Source organism: Geomesophilobacter sediminis (assembly GCF_016458275.1).
Taxonomy (GTDB): Bacteria; Desulfobacterota; Desulfuromonadia; order Geobacterales; family Geobacteraceae; genus Geomesophilobacter; species Geomesophilobacter sediminis.
On sequence record NZ_JAEMHM010000020.1, the window covers coordinates 58,959 to 77,044 of the forward strand.

Annotated in this window: 14 protein-coding genes; 9 read left to right on the plus strand and 5 right to left on the minus strand. The window is 63.8% G+C overall.

Going from position 1 to position 18,086, the window contains the following annotated elements; all coding sequences use genetic code 11:
• Positions 1-100: 100 nt before the first annotated feature.
• On the plus strand, positions 101-2,761 hold the full coding sequence (locus JFN93_RS20665; RefSeq protein ID WP_199386041.1) for a M16 family metallopeptidase: 2,661 nt from the start codon (positions 101-103) through the stop codon (positions 2,759-2,761).
• A gap of 464 nt (positions 2,762-3,225) precedes the next feature.
• Here the strand turns inward: JFN93_RS20665 and fusA are convergent, their stop codons facing one another.
• The 5 genes from fusA to JFN93_RS20690 all read right to left on the minus strand — a co-directional run bounded on the left by fusA (position 3,226) and on the right by JFN93_RS20690 (position 7,781).
• Entirely contained in the window at positions 3,226-5,298 is a 2,073-nt protein-coding gene (fusA, locus tag JFN93_RS20670) for an elongation factor G (protein ID WP_199386042.1), read from the minus strand.
• Positions 5,299-5,422: 124 nt separating this feature from the next.
• Entirely contained in the window at positions 5,423-5,704 is a 282-nt protein-coding gene (locus JFN93_RS20675) for a peptidylprolyl isomerase (protein WP_199386043.1), read from the minus strand.
• Positions 5,705-5,801: 97 nt separating this feature from the next.
• Positions 5,802-5,978: a hypothetical protein gene (locus tag JFN93_RS20680; RefSeq protein WP_199386044.1), complete on the minus strand. Its 177-nt coding sequence runs from the start codon at positions 5,976-5,978 to the stop codon at positions 5,802-5,804.
• 208 nt (positions 5,979-6,186) lie between these two features.
• Entirely contained in the window at positions 6,187-6,579 is a 393-nt protein-coding gene (locus tag JFN93_RS20685) for a response regulator (RefSeq protein ID WP_199386045.1), read from the minus strand.
• Between the two features lie 29 nt (positions 6,580-6,608).
• Entirely contained in the window at positions 6,609-7,781 is a 1,173-nt protein-coding gene (locus tag JFN93_RS20690; RefSeq protein ID WP_199386046.1) for a sensor histidine kinase, read from the minus strand.
• Between the two features lie 344 nt (positions 7,782-8,125).
• On the opposite strand from JFN93_RS20690, the gene JFN93_RS20695 reads away from it, so the two are divergent.
• From JFN93_RS20695 to JFN93_RS20730, 8 genes are all read left to right on the plus strand, one after another.
• A complete protein-coding gene (locus JFN93_RS20695; RefSeq protein WP_199386047.1) occupies positions 8,126-8,644 on the plus strand; it encodes a chemotaxis protein CheW in 519 nt (172 codons plus the stop codon).
• The gene (locus JFN93_RS20700) at positions 8,641-9,072 is read left to right on the plus strand and encodes a CheW domain-containing protein (RefSeq protein ID WP_199386048.1); all 432 of its coding nucleotides are present in this window, start codon (positions 8,641-8,643) and stop codon (positions 9,070-9,072) included. Before JFN93_RS20695 ends, JFN93_RS20700 begins: the two co-directional genes overlap by 4 nt.
• The gene (locus tag JFN93_RS20705) at positions 9,069-10,757 is read left to right on the plus strand and encodes a methyl-accepting chemotaxis protein (RefSeq protein ID WP_199386049.1); all 1,689 of its coding nucleotides are present in this window, start codon (positions 9,069-9,071) and stop codon (positions 10,755-10,757) included. The genes JFN93_RS20700 and JFN93_RS20705 overlap by 4 nt, the downstream gene beginning before the upstream one ends.
• Position 10,758: 1 nt before the next feature.
• Positions 10,759-11,775, plus strand: a complete 1,017-nt coding sequence (cheB, locus tag JFN93_RS20710) for a chemotaxis-specific protein-glutamate methyltransferase CheB (RefSeq protein ID WP_199386050.1) — start codon at positions 10,759-10,761, stop codon at positions 11,773-11,775.
• A gap of 10 nt (positions 11,776-11,785) precedes the next feature.
• Complete coding sequence (locus JFN93_RS20715) at positions 11,786-13,306, plus strand: CheR family methyltransferase (RefSeq protein ID WP_199386051.1); 1,521 nt, start codon at positions 11,786-11,788, stop codon at positions 13,304-13,306.
• Positions 13,307-13,417: 111 nt separating this feature from the next.
• Positions 13,418-15,688, plus strand: a complete 2,271-nt coding sequence (locus tag JFN93_RS20720) for a hybrid sensor histidine kinase/response regulator (protein WP_199386052.1) — start codon at positions 13,418-13,420, stop codon at positions 15,686-15,688.
• 13 nt (positions 15,689-15,701) lie between these two features.
• Positions 15,702-16,076 carry a response regulator gene (locus tag JFN93_RS20725; protein ID WP_199386053.1) on the plus strand — a complete coding sequence of 125 codons (375 nt, stop codon included), beginning with the start codon at positions 15,702-15,704 and terminating at the stop codon, positions 16,074-16,076.
• Between the two features lie 11 nt (positions 16,077-16,087).
• On the plus strand, positions 16,088-17,758 hold the full coding sequence (locus JFN93_RS20730) for a GGDEF domain-containing response regulator (RefSeq protein ID WP_199386054.1): 1,671 nt from the start codon (positions 16,088-16,090) through the stop codon (positions 17,756-17,758).
• The last annotated feature ends 328 nt before the right edge of the window (positions 17,759-18,086 follow it).

The following is an 18,086-nucleotide window of genomic DNA, read 5'->3' on the forward strand; positions in this document are numbered from 1 at the left end:
CTCCTCTCCAGCAGGGGTGCACCGCACTCCCCAATCGGAGTACAATAAGCCGATGCGGCTCAAGACCGAGCCGAACTCCCGACCTGGAAGGAACCCACCCATGAAAACCGCCATTTTTCCGTTCCTATTGCTCATGTTTGCCTGTTTGCTGGGGGCCCGGACCGCTTCCGCCTCCCCAGCCGAACCGTTGGCCGCCACCCTCAAGAACGGGCTCCGGGTGGTCGTGGTGCGTAACACCCTGGCGCATGCCGTCTCCACCCAGCTCGATTACCTGGTCGGCTCGGATGAAGCCCCGCCGGGCTTCCCGGGGATGGCCCATGCCCAGGAGCACATGATGTTCCGCGGCACCCCCGACCTCACCCCGGCGCAGATGTCCGCCATCATCGCCGCCATGGGAGGACAGTTCAACGCGGACACGCAACAGATGCTGACCCGGTACGTCTCTACGGTTGCAGCCGAGGATTTAGAGGCGGTGCTGCGGCTGGAAGCCTCCCGGATGCGTGCCGTCCTGGACAGTCCCGCCGGCTGGGACCAGGAGCGCGGGGCCATCATCCAGGAAGTGGAGCAGGATCTCTCCGACCCGCAGTATCTCCTCAGCGTGAAGCTTCTGGAGGCCGCCTTCACCGGCTCACCTTACGCCCAGGACGCCCTCGGCACCCGTCCCTCCTTCGAGAAGACCAGCGCATCGATGCTGCGGGACTTCCATCGCACCTGGTACGCACCGAACAACGCCGTCCTGATCATCGTCGGCGACGTCGATCCGAAAGCGGCCCTCGCCCTGGCCAAAAAGCACTTCGAGCCGATCGCGCCCCGAAAACTCCCGGCGCGCCCCTCCTTCCAGTTCCGCCCCCTCCGGGGGGAGCACTTCACCATGGAATCCGACCTCCCTTACGGCGTCGCCGTGGTGGCGTACCGGTTGCCCGGTTTCGACAGCCCGGATTATGCGGCCGGCGAGGTTCTGTCCGACGTCTTGTCGAGCAAGCGCGGCAACCTGTTCGCCCTGGTTCCGGCGGGAAAGGCGCTTTCCGCCGATTTCGAGAGCATGCCGCTTCCCAAGGCGGCGCTGGGATATGCTATGGCGGCCTACTCCAAGGAAGGTGCCGGCCCCGGCCTGATCGCCGCCCTGAAACAGGTGCTGAAGGAATACGCCGAAAAGGGCGTGCCCCCGGAATTGGTGGAGGCGGCCAAGCGCCATGAAATCGCCGACCTGGAGTTCCAGAAAAACTCCATCGAGGAACTGGCGGACGCCTGGACCCAGGCGGTGGCGGTCGAGGGGCGCAAGTCGCCCCAGGACGATATCGAAGCGATCAAGCAGGTGACCGCAGCGGATGTAAACCGGGTAGCCCGCCGCTACCTGGAGAACGAAACCGCGATCACCGCCATCCTCACGCCACACCCGTCCGGCAAGCCGGTGGCCGCCAAGCCGTCGCCGCGCAGCAAGGAATCCTTCACTCCGGAATCGGTGGAGAGCACCGACTTGCCGCCCTGGGCCCGGAAACTCACCCAGGCCCTCCCCGGTGCACCCCACCGGGAAAAACCGGCCCAGTTCACCCTCCCCAACGGGCTGCGACTCATCGTGGTTCCGATCCGAAACGGCAATACGGTAAGCCTGTATGGCATGGTTAAGACCGAACCGGACCTGGAAACTCCACCGGGCCAGGAAGGGGTGGACGAAGTTTTGGGCAGTCTCTTTGCCTACGGCACCAGGAATCTGGACCGGCTCAAGTTCGAGGCGGCACTCGACGACATCGCGGCGTCCATGGAAGTCGGAGACAATTTCGGGCTCAAGGTACTCAAGCCGCACTTGGACCGGGGGGTGGAGCTTTTGGCGGAAAACCTGATCCACCCTGCCCTCCCCGCCGACGCCTTCGCCATCGTGCGCGGGCAGACTGCTGAAGCCGTGGCCGGCCGGCGGCAAAGCGCCGGGTGGCTGGCAGAGTATGCGATGCATGAAGCGCTGTACCCGAAAAAAGACCCGTCGCTGCGGGAACCTACCCCGGAAAGCGTCTCGGCGCTGACCCTCGACGACGTAAGGAACTACCACCGCACGGTCTTCCGTCCCGATCTGACCACCATCGTCGCAATCGGCGCGATAACCCCGGAAGAAACCCGGCAGCTGATCCTGAAGCACTTCGGAAACTGGCACGGGGAAGGGCCCAAGCCCCCAACCGATCTCCAGAGCGTTCCGGCCAATGCCCCCTCGGCGTCCGCGGTTCCGGACCAAAGCCGGATTCAAGACGAAGTGCTCCTGGAGGAAACCCTGGGACTGACCCGTTCCCATCCCGACTACTACCCGTTGCAGGTCGGACTTCACGTGCTGAGCGGCGGGTTCTACGCCACGCGGCTCTATCAGGACCTGCGCGAGAGGACCGGGCTGGTCTATACGGTGGAAGCGATGCTCAATGCCGGCAAGACCCGCACCACACTGGGCGTCTATTACGGGTGCGAGCCGGCCAATGTAGGAAAGGCACGGGTGGTTATCGAGAGGGATATCGAGCAGATGCAGCGCAAACCGGTAAGCGAACCGGAGCTGATGCAGTCGAAGACCCTGCTTTTGCGGCAGATCTTGTTGTCCCAGGTAAGCACGCGGGGGATTGCCGAGGAACTGCTCCATTTTTCCCAGTTGGATCTCCCCCTGGACGAGGCGGTGCACGCGGCGAAGCGGTACGCAGAAATCAAGGCTCTCGAGGTACAGAAGGCGTTCCAGAAGTGGTTGCGGCCGGCAGGGTTTGCCCAGGTGAGCCGGGGACCGGCCCCGTAGGAGAAGCGCCCGCCAGGGGGCGGAGGACGCCACCGCGCAGACAAGATGCCCAAGCTTCTTCACCGAATGCGCCAACCCGGTGGGTGCGCCCCCCTTTCCGGTACGAGCGAGATTCTTGTCGCGATTGACCTTGCTGATCGCGGCAGGAATGCCGCTCCTTGTATAACGGACGGAAGCGGCCTTTCCTGTGGGAGCGCCATTCCTGGCGCGATCCGCCGCAGGCGGTACCTTCCAATGCCGCTAATCGCGCCTGGAAAGGCGCTCCTACAGGGCAGGCAACCGTGTGCATTTGAAGGGGCGATGGAGAAGAGATATTGATCGCGACAAGAATGTCGCTCCAGGGAATTCGCCGACACCAGCATCGGAGGGTGGACCTTGGGAACGAGGAATATCCAGGAAGTAAAAAGGCCCCGGGAAGAAACTCCCGAGGCCTTTTCGTTTGTCACGTGCTCATTGCTCAGAGCTCAATGCCTACCGAGTCCAAACTCCTCCTGGACCTCGGCCGGAGCCTCCTCGAAACCGCGAAACTCCATGGTATAGCTCCCCCGACCCTTGGTGGCGCTGCGCAGGTCGGTCATGTAGCCGAACATCTGGGCCAGGGGCACCACGGCGCGCACCACCTGGATCTCCCCCCGCTTGTCCAGCCCCTCCACCCGGCCCCGCTTTTGCTGCAGCGATCCCAGAACCTTCCCCAGGCTTTCCGTCGGCAGTTCCAGCTCCAAGGACATGATCGGCTCCAGAAGCAACGGCTGCGCCTCGCGCGCCGCCAGGGTCATCCCCCGCCGCGCCGCCGCGCTCAGCACCGCCTCGCCCGGCGGCGGCGCCCCCGGCTTCAGCGGTACCTCCAGGATCTGCACTTCGGTATCGGTCAAAGGATAGCCGGTCTGGCAACCGGACTGGCACCCCTGCTGGAGACTCTGTTCCAAGGCGGCGACCAGATCCTCGGTCAAGGGAGGCTGCGCCTCCGGAACGAGGATCCGCACCCCGCTGCCGCGCTGCAGCGGGACCACCCGCACCACGACTTCGGCCGTTTCCAGCTTCCGTTCCCCCTCGCGCTGGAAGAACTCGTGCCGCACCACCTCTTTGCGCAGCGTTTCGCGGTAGACCACCCGCGGGCGTCCCGTCTTCACCTGAACTCCATATTCGCGCCGCAACCGGTCCACGATGATCTCCAGGTGCAGCTCGCCCATCCCGGTGAGGATGGTCTGCCCGGTCTCCTGGTCCTCATGCACTCGGAAGGTCGGGTCCTCGAGTTGGAAATGCTCCAGGGTCGCCAGGAGGTGTTCCCGGTCCTCGGCCCCTTTCGCCTCGACGGCAATCGACACCACCGGCTCCGGAACGGCCATCCCTTCGAGCACGACCGGATGTTCCTGGTCGCAGATGGTGTCGCCGGTCAGGGTCACTTGGCATCCGGACGCCGCCACGATGTCCCCGGCAAACGCCTCGGTAACCTCCTCCCGGCGGTGGGAATGCATGTGGAAGAGGTGCTTGATCCGTTCCGGCTGACGGCGGCTGCTGTTGAGCAGCTGGGTGCCCGTGGTGAGTTTCCCGCTGTAGACACGGAAAAAGACCAGCCGCCGCCCCCCCTCGACCATCACCTTGAAGGCAAGGGCGCGCAACGGTGCGGCAGGATCGCAGCTCAGCGTCTCCTCGGCACCGGTGGTCGGATGGTACCCTCGGGGGGGAGTTACCTCGGGTGGGGAAGGTAGGTAGTCGCAGACGGCATCCAGCACCGGCTGGACTCCCTTGTTGCGCAAGGCGGAGCCGAGGAGCACCGGGAAGATCTGGCAGGAAAGGGTCCCGCGCCGCAGCGCCTGGCGGAGCCGATCGGCTGAGACCGGGCGTCCATCGAGGAAATCGGCGGCGACGTCGTCGTCGAAATCGCCGGCGGCCTCGGTCACCTGCAAGCGCGCCTCGCGGACCTGCGCATCGAATGCCGGCGGGACCGGTCCGCGCACGATGGTCCGGCCCAGATCGCTCTCCTCGAAGTGGACCATCTCCTCGGTCAAAAGGTCGATGACCCCGTCGAAGCCCGACTCCTCCCCCACCGGAAGCTGGAGCAGGACGGGACGCGCCTTGAGCCGCTCGGCCATCTGCCGCAGGGCCTGCCGGTAGTCGGCGCCGACCCGGTCCATCTTGTTGATGAAGCAGACCCGCGGAACTCCGTACCGGTCGGCCTGGCGCCAGACCAGTTCACTTTGGGGCTGGACCCCCTCGACCGCGCTGAAGATCGCCATCGCGCCATCCAGGATTCGCACGCTCCGCTCGACCTCGATGGTGAAGTCGATGTGTCCCGGGGTGTCGATCAGGTTGAGTCGGCAGTCCTTCCAGCGGCAACTGGTGGCGGTTGCCGTGATGGTGATGCCCCGCTCCTGTTCCTGCGGCATCCAGTCCATGACCGCCTGGCCGTCGTGGACCTCCCCCATCTTGTAGGTTTCGCCGCTATAAAAGAGTATCCGTTCCGAGACGGTCGTCTTGCCGGCGTCGATGTGGGAGATGATACCGATATTGCGTATGGTGCTTGCGTCAAATGGCAATGGTCGTTCTCCTGTCTGGATGGGATTGGGACCGGGCACACGACAATGAACAATGAACAATAAGCCAAGGAGTCAATGAGACAACGTCCAAGCACCAATGAGCAAATACAACGGCGGGATGAAGCTACCAGCGCTTGGTGATCTCGATCAGGTGATAACCGAACTCGGTTTGCACCGGGCCGTGGACCTTGTTGAGTTCGGCCGAGAAGACCACGTCGTCGAACTCCTTCACCATCTGACCCTGGAAAAAGGCGCCGAGGTCACCGCCGCGCATGCGCGAAGGGCAGGACGAATTGAGGCGGGCGACATCGGCAAAGTCGGCACCGGCTTCGATTTCGGATTTGAGCTTCTCGCACTCCTCCTTGGAAGAAACGAGAATGTGACGTGCAGTGGCGGTTTTAGCCATGAGAACACCCCTTAAACAATGAGCAATGAGCAGTTTCCCTGGCTCCCACTCCCTCCGGGAGAGGGGTGGGGTGAGGGCCGGACTTGATCGCAAATCCCTACGTCAGGAGCAGGCACCCCATCCCCGGGAGGCTGTTTTCCGAGGCATCGGAACCAAAGCTGGCTGACAGCTTCGGCGGTTCCAGCCGGGCCTGGTCGGGAAAACTCAGGTGGCAGCCACCTTGGGGAGCGGCCGCGAGGAGGAAAAACAGGCCAATGAGCATGACAGGGCGCATCGTCGCGTTCCTTTTGCTTTATCAGGAAGTGCCGACAGGATAATGGTGTTTCCAGCCTGAATCAAGAGATTTTAAGATTGACGGTTTGAAGGGGAAGTACTGCGGACGGGGAAGTCGGAGCTGCAGGAGCAGGAAGGGCTTTGCCGCGGCAACCTGGTTAGCCGGGTTGCCGCGGAGCTGCACTCACAGGGGAGCGGGAACCTGCCGCTCAAGCCGCCGAAGTGAGCTGCCGGGAGAACAGAATGTCATTCACCCTCCCCTGCAGCCCTATGACATCCCCCTTGCATACGTACCCCTGCACCTCGTGATCACGCACTAACTCCTGCAGGCTGGTCTCGTCGTTGGAGGAATAAAAGATGATCGGCGTTCCCAGTTCCGAGCAGAGCGGCTTGAGCAGGCTGACCAGATTCTCCCCCGACAGGGCAGGCATGTTGACATCGAGCAGGATCAGGTCCGGACGGGCCGCCCGAACCGCGTTAGTCGCGCCAAAAGATCCGCGGTAGGTGACAACCTCGATCCGGTCGCTCTCCAACAGCCCCTTTGCCGTGTAGAGGTGCATTTCCTCATCGTCAATCACCAAAACCTTTTTCTTGCTCTGCATGTAGATCATCTCCTTTGGAATGGTAGTGCCTATCTGGGCAAGGTCAGCCGGAAGGTGGTTCCCGTGCCGTAAACACTGGATACGGAAATCGAGCCGCCAATGAGCTGTGCCAGGTTCTTGCTGATGGCCAGACCGAGACCGGTTCCTTCATGACTTTTGGTGGCGGCGTCCTCGACCTGGCTGAACGCGGTGAAGAGAAGCCGAAGGTCCTCTTCCTTGATGCCGATCCCGGTGTCGGCGACCTCGATGGTCCGCCCCGCCGCTTCTGGAATCAGGCGCAGTTCCACCCGCCCCTGCTCGGTGAACTTCGCGGCATTGCTGGCAAGGTTCGTGACGATCTGACGCAGCTTGATCGGGTCGGTAACGGCAACCACATCCTCCCCGGGAGCGGTGACCACCACGGCCACGTCCTTATCCCGCACCAAAACGCGGGTCGTTTCCGCGATTTCGTTGAGAAGTGCCCCGAGGTCGACCTCTTGTTGGGCCACTTCCATCTTGCCCGCTTCGATCTTGGAGAGATCGAGGATGTTGGTGATCACGGTGCGCAGGTTGGTGGCGGTGGTGAGCAGAAAACCGAGACGTTCCTGGATCTGCTCCATCGAGCCCTGGTCAGCGGCCATCTTCAGCAGGTGCACCAAGCCGATGATGGCGTTAACCGGAGAGCGGAGTTCATGGGTCACGGTCGCGAGAAACTGCGACTTTACCTGGTTCACCCGCTCAAGTTCCTGGCTGCGCGCGGTGGCGACCTCTTTGAGAACCACGTTTCTGGTGAGCGCGATGCTCTGCTGGATCACCAGTTCCTTGAGCGACAGCAACCCGAGGAAGGACCCGTCCTCCCGGGCCACGATGATCTCGTCGTAGATGTCCTGGGGGGGCCTGGCGCAGGCCTTCTCGATCACCGCGTCGAGCAGTTCGTCCTCGAAGACGACCAGGGGAGCCTGGTCGGCGATGCTAATGATGGCGTGCCGGGAATGGAGCTCGTAGCCGAACCGGCGCGACAGCAGGAATAAGAGCTTGGTCCTCGTGATCAGACCGACCGGTCGGTCTCCATCGACAATCGCCATCGCCTCCAGTTCCGTCGACCGCGAAAACCGTTCGTCAACCTCGGCAACCTTGGTCGCCGGGGAAACCTGGTCCGCCGAGACAATCAACTGGCCGGCAAAAAATATCTCATCCTGCTCCTGCGCTGTGTAGCTCTGCACCGTGCCCTCTCTCCTCATTAAACGTTGGGGCCTTTGTACCCTTCCTTTATGTCATTCGTGTTACATCTCGTCGAAGAGAAGGTGACGAATCACAATAGGACGGGAAAGTTAATTGCCGGAAATCAGACGGCTTATCCCGATACTGCCGAGGGATCTCAACTTTTAACATTTTTAAAAAATTGTTCTAAAGTTTCCCGGTCCATCGCCCGATTAACTAGCCAAAAGCCCTACGTTTTTCTGGCTCAACCTGCACTGGTTCAGGGACGTGGCGATCGGCACCTGGATTGCCGGCCGCCAGCAGGTCTCTTTCACACCCAATTCCACGGTAAATGCGGAGCGGCAGAATGGACGATGACGCACCACAACTGAAGAGCGATCGGATGCTCGAGATCGTCAAGCAGACCCGCCAGGCGGAGCAGATCGTCGACGTCGAGCTGGAGACGGTGAAGATCGTCGTCTTTCTCTGCGGCGGCAAACGTTACGCCTTTTACGGCAGCGACATCCGCGAAATTCTTCCCGCCGGTGTCATCTCCTGGGTCCCCGGCCTCCCCTCCTACCTTCCCGGCCTGATCAACCTGCGGGGCGACATCGAGTCGGTGCTCGACTTGGCCCATTTTCTCGATACTCCCCATTCCTCCCCCGCCGCCCCGATGGTGGCCATGGCGGTGAAGAACGGTTTTCGCTCCGGGATCCTGGTCGACGAGATCGATGACGTCACCGACATCCCGGTAAGCGCCATCAACCCGCCCCTTGCCACCCTCTCGGGCGCGGTGCGGGACCTGGTCCTCGGGGAGATCGAGCACCAGGGGCAGCTGATCAACCTCCTGGACCTGGAAAAACTGGCGGCCAAGATCGCGCTATGACTGCCGCCCTTTCCGACCTCCCCTTTTTGAACCTGCTCCTGTTCCAGGCAGCCGGTGTCTCTTTTGCCGCCGACCTGGAGCAGATCGCGCGGATGCGGGACCTGGCCGAGGAACCGGACCGGGCCGAGCTGCACTGGTTTCACGAGGAAATCGGGATGGAGTCGGTGGAGCCTGCGCAGTACGGCGCCCCGACGGTGCTCACGCTCCGCTCGGACGCGGCGGCACCGTTTCGGATCGTCGTCGACGCCATGGAGGACATCGTGGAAGTCCCCATCGGCGATATTCAGCCGTTTCCGCCCCTGGTCGCCGGCCGGGCCCTGGAAAACGGCCTTTGGGGAGTCATTCCCCGCAATGGAATCATGATCCTGCTGGTCGACCTGGAGCGACTGGCTCACGGGAATAGGTGTGCAACTAGGAGGGAAGGATGAAATTTACCCTGCGCTGGAAGGTACTTGGACTGGTCATTCTTTCCGTGGTGACGATAACCACCGTGATTTCCATCGTCACCATCCGGAACATCGTCTCCCGCGGCAACGAGCGGATCGCCGCCTACCGCGAGGTGCTCCTTTCCGAACGCAAGCACCAGATCCAGGGGTACGTGGAGATGGCGATCAAGATCGTGCAGAAGTCGCCGTTCCAGCAGGCCCGGGCGGTGCTCGCGGCGGCACGCTACGGCGAACACGGCTACATCTGGATCAACGACTTCAATAACGTCATGGTCGTCCACCCCGACCCGCGCCTGGAAGGAAAGGACCAAAGCGATCTCAAGGACCCGAACGGGGTCTACATCCTCCGTGAGATCACCAAGACCTGCAAGGACAAGGGGGAAGGCTTCATCGAGTACATGTGGAAGATGCCCGGTGACGAGACCCTGAAGCCGAAGATCTCCTTCGCCAAGTCGATCCCCGGCACCAAGTGGATCGCCGGGACCGGGGTCTACATCGACGACATCAACACCCAGGTCGCCAAGGAGAAAAGCCGGATCGACGCGGAGCTTTCCTCCACCGTCTCCCAGTTCGTCGTCCTCGCGCTCACCGTCACCTTTCTTTTGCTGATCTTCGCGCACTTCATCGTGAAGCGTTACATCACCGGTCCCCTGGAGACCATCTCCAACACCATCAAGAACTTCAACAACGACCTCTCCATCACCATCCCGGTCACCACCGAGGACGAGGTCGGGACGCTGGCACGCTGGCTCAACGAGCACTTCAGCAGCCTGCGCACCATCATCCACCTGGTTTCCGAGGTGACCGAACGGCTGCACGCCCAGGCCGGGACCATCGTCTCCGCGGTCAACCAGCAGACCGACTTCACCTCGCACCTCTCCAGCTCGGTGGTGGAAATCTCCTCCACCATGGAGGAGTTCTCCTCCACCGCCAGCCAGATCGCCCAGCACTCGCAGGGGGTGGTGGACCGGGCCGACAAGTCCCTGGAGGACACCAAACACGGGGCCGCCGAGGTGGAAACCCTCACCATGAAGATCGTCGATCTGAACGGCAACATCAGGACCAACCTGGAAGAGATCGTCAAGCTCGGCAAGAAGTCCAAAGAAATCAACAAGATCATGGAGATCATCAACAACATCGCCAACCAGACCAAGCTCATCGCGTTCAATGCCGCACTGGAGGCGGCGAGCGCGGGCGAGGCCGGGAAGCGGTTCGGCGTGGTCGCCGTGGAAATCCGGCGCCTGGCCGACAGCGTGGTCTCCTCCACCGGCGAAATCGAGTCGAAGATCACCGAGATCCTCGACGCGGTCAACCGCCTGGTGATGTCCTCGGAAAAGAGCTCGCAGCTGATCCAGGAGGGGCAGGAGTACGCGACCCACACCGTGGAGATGCTCATGGAGGGGATCGAGAGCGTCGACGAAACCTCCAGCGCGGCACGGCAGATCTCCCTTTCCACCAAGCAGCAGCAGATCGCGAGCAGCCAGGTGGTCATCGCCCTGAAGGACATCGAAAAGGGGGTCCAAAGCGCCAACGACTCCGCCTTCAAATCGCACGCCATCGTGGCCGAACTGACCGATCTTTCCGAACAGCTCCGGTCGCTGGTTTTGACCTTCAAGCACGAAAAGGACCCGGCCGGACCGCACGGGGCCGTCTTGGAGCTGGGCTAGTATGCCGCACGCCCCCGCTGCCATACGGGTCCTTACCGTCGACGACAGTCCGCTGGCCCGCGAGCTGATCCGATTTCTCCTGGAACCGGAACCGGACATCCAGATCGTCGGGGAGGCATCCAACGGCAAGGAAGCGATCGAAATGGTCGCGAGCCTGAAGCCGCACGTGGTGACCATGGACCTCGAGATGCCGGTAATGGGGGGCATGGAGGCGATCGAGCGGATCATGGAGCTCCACCCGGTGCCGATCCTGGTCATCACCTCCCTCTCCGGCGTCCGGACCGCCTTTGCCGCCGTATCAAAGGGGGCGCTCGACGTCATCGAAAAGCCCGAGCTCACGCCGGAGTCCGGGGCATCGCTGGCGGGCACCATCCGGACCCTGGCCCGGGTCGACGTGGCGGTCCACGCGGCGGTACGGGTCAAGGCCGGCCCGGCGCCCCTTCCGGCCCCGGGGCGGCGCGGGAGCGTCGTTGCCATCGCGGCCTCGACCGGAGGGCCGGCGGCCATCTACCAGCTTCTCTCCGGGCTCCCCGCCGACTTTGCCCTGCCGATCCTGGTCAGCCAGCACATCGCCGAAGGTTTCACCCAGGGGCTTGCCGACTGGATGGCCGGCGGCAGCCGATTCCCGGTGAGCGTCGCGCGCAACGGCGAGCAGATCAAGCCGGGCCAGGTCTACCTGAACCCGGCGGAACATGCCATGCGGCTGCGGGGCGAGCGGATCGTGCTCGGCCCGCACGACCCGTCCTTTCTCTACCACCCGAGCTGCAACACCCTGCTCGCCTCGGTCGCCGAAGCCTATCGCGGCGGGACGGTCGGCGTCATCCTGACCGGCATGGGGGACGACGGGGTCGAGGGGATGCGCGCCATCAAGGGGACCGGAGGGATCACCCTCGCCCAGGACGGCCCGAGTTCCATGATCTACGGGATGAACAAGCAGGCCATCGACCAGGGGCTGGTGGACACCGTCCTCCCCCTGGACCAGATCGCGCCCTACCTGGCGCGGCTGGGGGCGAAGTAACGAGGCGGACATGGTAGCCGGAGCTCTCAAAAAACTGCGGGACGAACACCGCTTCGCCGAGCTGATCACCAGAACCTGCGGGATCGTGTTCGAACCGGGGGCGGCCCAGGAGCGGCTTTTCAACGTCGTCGCCGGAAGAATGAGCGCCTTCGGCATCGCCACTCCGGATGAATACTATGCGCTGCTGTGCCGGGAAGAACGGGAGCTGCAGGCCCTCATCGAGCTTTTGACGGTAAACGAGACCTACTTCTTCCGGGAGCCGGAGTACCTCAACCTGCTGGTCGACGTCCTGATTCCGGAGTACCTCGCCAACTGCGGCGAGGGGCCGGTCCGGATCCTGAGCGCCGGCTGCTCCACCGGCGAGGAACCGTACTCGCTCGCCATCTTGCTCCGGCAGCGCTTCGGTGCCGCTGCCGAGCGCTTCGAGATAACCGGTGCGGACATCGACACCAAGGCCCTGGCCATCGCCACCCACGGCACCTACGCCGCCCCGTCCTTCCGCCGGACCGATCCCCTGCTCCTCCAGGGTTATTTCGAAGCCACGGCCGGAAAGAGCTACCGGGTGCGCGAGGAAGTGCGCCGCATGGTCCGGTTCGAACAGGTGAATCTCCTCGAAGGGGGAGCGGCCACGGTGGGACGGCAGGATTTCATCACCTACCGCAACGTATCGATCTACTTTTCCGCCGAGGTACAGCGGGCCATCTTCCGCCGCCTGGCCGACCTCCTTCCCGAAGAGGGCGCGCTCATCGTCGGAGCCTCCGAGACCCTGCACCACGACCTCGGCCTGCTGCATTTGGTGGAGCGAAACCGCCTGTTCTATTTTTCCGGGAAGCCCAAGGCGGGCGAGAAGGTCGGAGCGCGCGAGCGCAGGGCCGGCAGCGCGGCAGGCAAGGCAGCCCCCCTTCCCGGCCGGCCGGTGCTCCCTCCGCAATCCGGGCCGGAGCCGAAACTGGGGCGCCGGATTCCGGTCCCGCCGCGCCCGGGGTGTCCGACCCTGACGGCAGCGCCGCACCGCACCGCGGCCGCGGCCGCCGACTCGTTCGCCGCCGCACTCGCCGCGGCCCGGCAGATGCAGTACGACGAGGCGCTGACGCTGGCCGAGGCGGCGGTCGCCGCCAATCCGTCGACCATGCCGCTGGTCCTCAAAGCGGGTCTTTTGCTGCAGACCGGACGCTACGACGAAGCCGAAGGCCCTGCCGAGGCCGCCCTGGACCTGGATCCGCTCTGCGCCCAGGCGAGCCTGATCCTCGGGATCGCCGCCCGCAACCGCGGCGACGACCAGGGGGCGTTCCGGCGGTTCCGGGAAGCCCTCTACGGCGACGCTTCCTGCTGGCTGGCCCAGTTCTACGCCGCCGAAATCCTCTTTGCCAAGGGGGAGGCGGGGCGGGCCCGCGCCGGATTCGAGACCGTGATCAACCTTTTGGAAAAAGGGGACGATCAGGAGCTGACCGTCTTTCCGCTGTCCTACGAACCGGGTCAGTTTCTCAGCATCTGCCGGCACAAGCTGACCCTGATGCAGGGACCGAAGTAGATTCGCCCCGGAACCGCCCTTACCCCACCCCGCTCCCGGGGGGAGAGGGAGAACAGGATTTACTGGCGCAGCCTGCGCCCCTACGAATGATGATGTGTTGAAGGTGAGCCGATGGCATTCGATCCGACCAAATTCCTGATGCGGTTCGTCGAGGAGGCGCGGGAACACTGTTCCCGGCTGAGCGAGGGACTCCTTGCCCTGGAGAGCGAACCGGAGCATACCGAGACCATCAACGCCCTATTCCGCGCGGCCCATACCGTGAAGGGATCGGCCAAGATGATGAAGCTCTCGGGCGTGACCGAGCTGGCCCACCACATGGAGGACCTCCTCGACGCCGCCCGCGACGGGAAGACCCCGCTCGACAAGCCGCGGATCGACCTCCTTTTCCGCAGCAACGACGCCCTGCTCGCCCTGCTCGACGCGGTCTCCGGCGGCAACACCGCGCCGGTCCCCCCCCAGGAGCTTTGCGCCCTGCTGGCCGATGCGGTGGCTCCCGCAGGCGCCCCACCCGCAGCGGAGGCAACGCCGAGCGCTCCCCCGCCGCCGGCCCCACCCCCCGCAGCATCAGCCCCACCAGCATCCGCGGTCGCCGCCACCGACCCGGCCACGGCCGACGCGGTTCACGATCCCGCCGCACTCCGCCCCGCGGTTGAAGGGGGCGAGGGAGCCACCCCGCAGCCTGCCGTCAAAAAGGGCGCCGAATACCTGCGGATCAACGCCAACAAACTGGACGAGCTGATCCAGCTCATGGGGGAAATCGTCTCCGAACACCGCCGCTTCTCCAAGGACCTGCAGCGTCTCCAGGAAATCGAGCGTTCCTGCGGGAGGTACCACGGGCAGGTTGCCGAGCATCTCGGTTCGGCCGGCCCGGCCGGCGACGAGCTCAAGGCGACCGGAGAAGCGCTCTATGCGACCCTCCAGGAGTCGGTCCGCGGCCTGCAGCAGGGCATGCTCATGCAGGAGCACCTGGTGGTCGACCTCCAGGAGACCTCGCTCAAGATGCGCATGCTCCCGCTCTCCACGGTCTTCGACCCGCTGCGCCGCACCTTCCGCGACTTGGCCCGCGAGTCGGGGCGGGAGATCGACCTGGTGGTCACCGGCGGCGACACCGAACTGGACCGCAAGATCATCGACCGGATCGGAGACGCGCTGGTCCACCTGGTGAGCAACGCAATCAACCACGGCATCGAAAGCGCCGAGGACCGGCTCCTTGCCGGCAAGCCGGTCCGGGGCACGGTCACCCTCTCCGCCTGCTACGACGGCGGCTGCGTCACCATCACCTTGAGCGACGACGGCAGCGGCATGTCGGTGGAACGGATCCGGGAAAAGGCCCTCGCCAAGCGGCTGATCGACCCGGAGAGCGCCGCCACGATGCCCCGCGCCGACCTGATCAACCTCATCTTCCTCCCCGGGTTCAGCACCAGCGCGATCATCACCGACCGGACCGGCCGCGGGGTCGGCATGGACGTCGTTAAGAAGAGCATCGTCGACGAGTCCAAGGGAACCATCTTCGTGGACACCCGCGAGGGGGTCGGCACCTCGTTCATGCTGCGGCTGCCGCTCAACCTCGCCGTTTTCCCGGTGCTCCAGGTGATCGCCGCCGGCAAGACCTGCGCCCTCCCCAACACCTCCATCGTGGAGATGCTCCGGGCTCCGGCGGCGGACCTGATCGAGGTGGTCAACAAGCGGGCCATCCGCCTGCGCGAGCAGCTGATTCCGGTGGAGCCGCTCGCTCCGCTGGTCGGCCTTTCCGCCAGCCCCGAGCCGGAAGAGGTCCTGATCGTCATCGTGCGCGACGGGGAGGAAAAGCTCGGCCTGATCATCGACGAGGCGCTGGGGAGCGAGGAAATGGTGATCAAGCCCCTCCCCGACCATCTCCAGAACCTGAAACTGGTCTCCGGGGTCACCATCGGCGACCGCAACGCCATCATCAACCTGCTCCACGTCCCGGAACTCTTGAAACAGGCCCGCAACGTCGCCACGTCCGGCCGCCGGGCCGAGGCGGAAAACGCCAGCGCCGCCACCATCCTCGTGGTGGACGACTCCTACAACACCCGCGAGCTGGAAAAGAGCATCCTGGAGGCGAACGGCTACCAGGTCGAGACCGCCTTCGACGGCGAGGACGGCTTCGGCAAGACCCGGGAGCACCGCTACGACCTGATCATCACCGACGTGGAGATGCCGCGCCTGGACGGTTTCTCGCTCACCGAGCGGCTGCGGGCCGACGAGCGCTACCACACCGTCCCGATCGTCATCGTGACCTCGCGGGAAAAAGAAGCAGACAAAAAACGGGGCATCAGCGTGGGAGCCGATGCCTACATCGTAAAGGGGGCCTTTGACCAGTCGAACCTGATCGACACGGTCCGCGCCCTGATCGGATGAAAGGAGCCAATACATGAGCGACACCCCGACAACGATCCTCGTGGTGGACGATGACCTTTTTACCGCTGAGCTGACCGGCCTGGTCCTGGAAGGATCCGGCTACGAGACGACCATCGCCGAGGGAGCCCTCGACGCCATGGAAAAGATCTCGCAAAACCCCGCCATCGCCATGGTGGTATCCGATCTGAACATGCCGTTCATGGACGGGGTGCAGCTTTTCAGCGAACTGCGCGGCCAGGGTTTCACCCAGCCCTTCGTGCTTCTCACCGGCAGCAACGCTGACGCCCTCCGGGCAGCCCATCCGGACATCGACGCCGTGGTAGCCAAGGACGAAGACCTTCAGGAAAAACTCCCGCTTGCCGTCGACGCGCTCCTCGGGCGCGCCTGAAAGGACCGAACATGAGCACGCCCGCACCGGCCATCAACATGAAGCTGAAAAAGATCCGGGAGTCCTTCATCAAGAAGCTTCCGGAGCAGTACGTCGCGATCCGCGAGATCCACGTCGCCCTGATGGCCAACCCGTCGGCAGAGCCGGGGATCGAGGACCTGCACCGGCGCATCCATACCATGAAAGGGGCCACCGCCTCCTTCGCCCTCCCCTCGGTTGCCTCGGTGGCGGCTGCCGCCGAACGGCTCGCGGAAGAGCCGCTGGGCGACCGGAGCAAACTCAATTCGGCATGGCACCGCCAGATGCAGGAGCTGCTCGACAAGCTGGAAAAGTCCCTGGACGAGCTCGAGTCGGTCGAGGAGATGGAATTCCAGGCACCGGAGTTGATCGTCCCCACCCACCACGGCGAGGGGCGGGAGCGCAAGCTGATCCACCTCTGCGAGGACGATCCCTACCAGAGGATGAGCCTGGCCACCCAGATCCAGTGCTTCGGGTATGAGGTCGTCTCCTTCGCCGAGCCGGAGGAGCTCCGCAAGGCGGCCAAGAACCGCCCGGACGCCATCGTGATGGACGTCATCTTCCCGAACCGCCCCACCGGCGGCACCGAGGAGATGGCTGAGCTGCGCAACGAGCTCAAGGAAGACATCCCGATGGTCTTCATTTCCTCGCGCGACGACCTCGGGGCCCGGCTCTCCGCGGTCCGCGCCGGTTCCAGCGCCTATTTCGTGAAGCCGATCGACATCACCGCCCTTTGCTCCACCCTCAGCGATCTCACCACCACCGAGACGCCCGAACCGAACCGGGTGCTGATCGTGGACGACGACGTCACCCTGGCCGAGTACCACGCGACCATCCTGCAGCAGGCCGGCATGGAGACGCAAACCCTGAGCGATCCGCTCAAGGCGATGGAGCCGCTCAGCTCGTTCAAGCCCGACCTGATCCTGATGGACATGTACATGCCCGGATTCAACGGGATGGAGCTTGCCAAGGCGATCCGCCAGATCGACGCCTATTTCAGCATCCCCATCGTGTTTCTCTCCAGCGAGACCAACGCAGACAAGCAGTTCGATGCCATGCGGATGGGGGGCGACGAGTTTTTGACCAAGCCGGTGAAGCCGCAGCACCTGGTGACCTCGGTCGCGGTGCGTGCCGAACGGATGAAGGTGATCCGCTCGCTCATGGTGCGCGACAGCATGACCGGCCTGTACAACCACAGCGCCTCCAAGGAGCAGCTGAACCTGGCGATCCAGATGGCGCACCGTGAGGACCAGGAATTAAGCATTGCCATGGTCGACATCGACCATTTCAAGAAAGTGAACGACGACTTCGGCCATCCGATCGGGGACCGCGTGCTGATCACCCTGTCCCGCCTGTTGCAGCAGCGGCTGCGCAAGACCGATATCGTCGGACGCTGCGGCGGCGAAGAATTCATCGTCGTTTTACCCGGATGCAATGCGGACCAGGCGATGACCATGCTGGACGAGTTGAGAAAGAGCTATGCCTCGATCACCTTTCCCGGGCGCGAAGAGAGCTTCAACGCCACCTTCAGCTGCGGGATCGCCACCCTGGCCGACTTCGACGACGCCGCGGTCCTCTGGAAAGCGGCCGACGACGCGCTGTTCAAGGCGAAGAAAAACGGCCGCAACCGCGTGGAGCTCGCCGACGGTGCGGGACGGCAATGAACAATGAACAGTCGGGGCACGGACCCGACGGCTGTCCAGAAGCTGGAGCTTATCCATCGGATCTGCGTTCCCAAGGTGGACCTTGGGAACGAGGAGAACCACCGGTGTGAGCAGGCGCAACCCTCCCGTCGACCCTTGCAACGAGAGATGAAGTTGCCCCATCGGAGGCTCGCGCCAACCCGGTGGGAGCGCCATTCCTGGCGCGAACGACCACCGCTGATCGCGCCTGAAAAGGCGCTCCCACGGCACTTTCGACACCACATCTGTGAGTAAATGCACCCTTCCCGTCGACCCTTGCAACGAGAGATGAAGTTTGCCCATCGGGGCT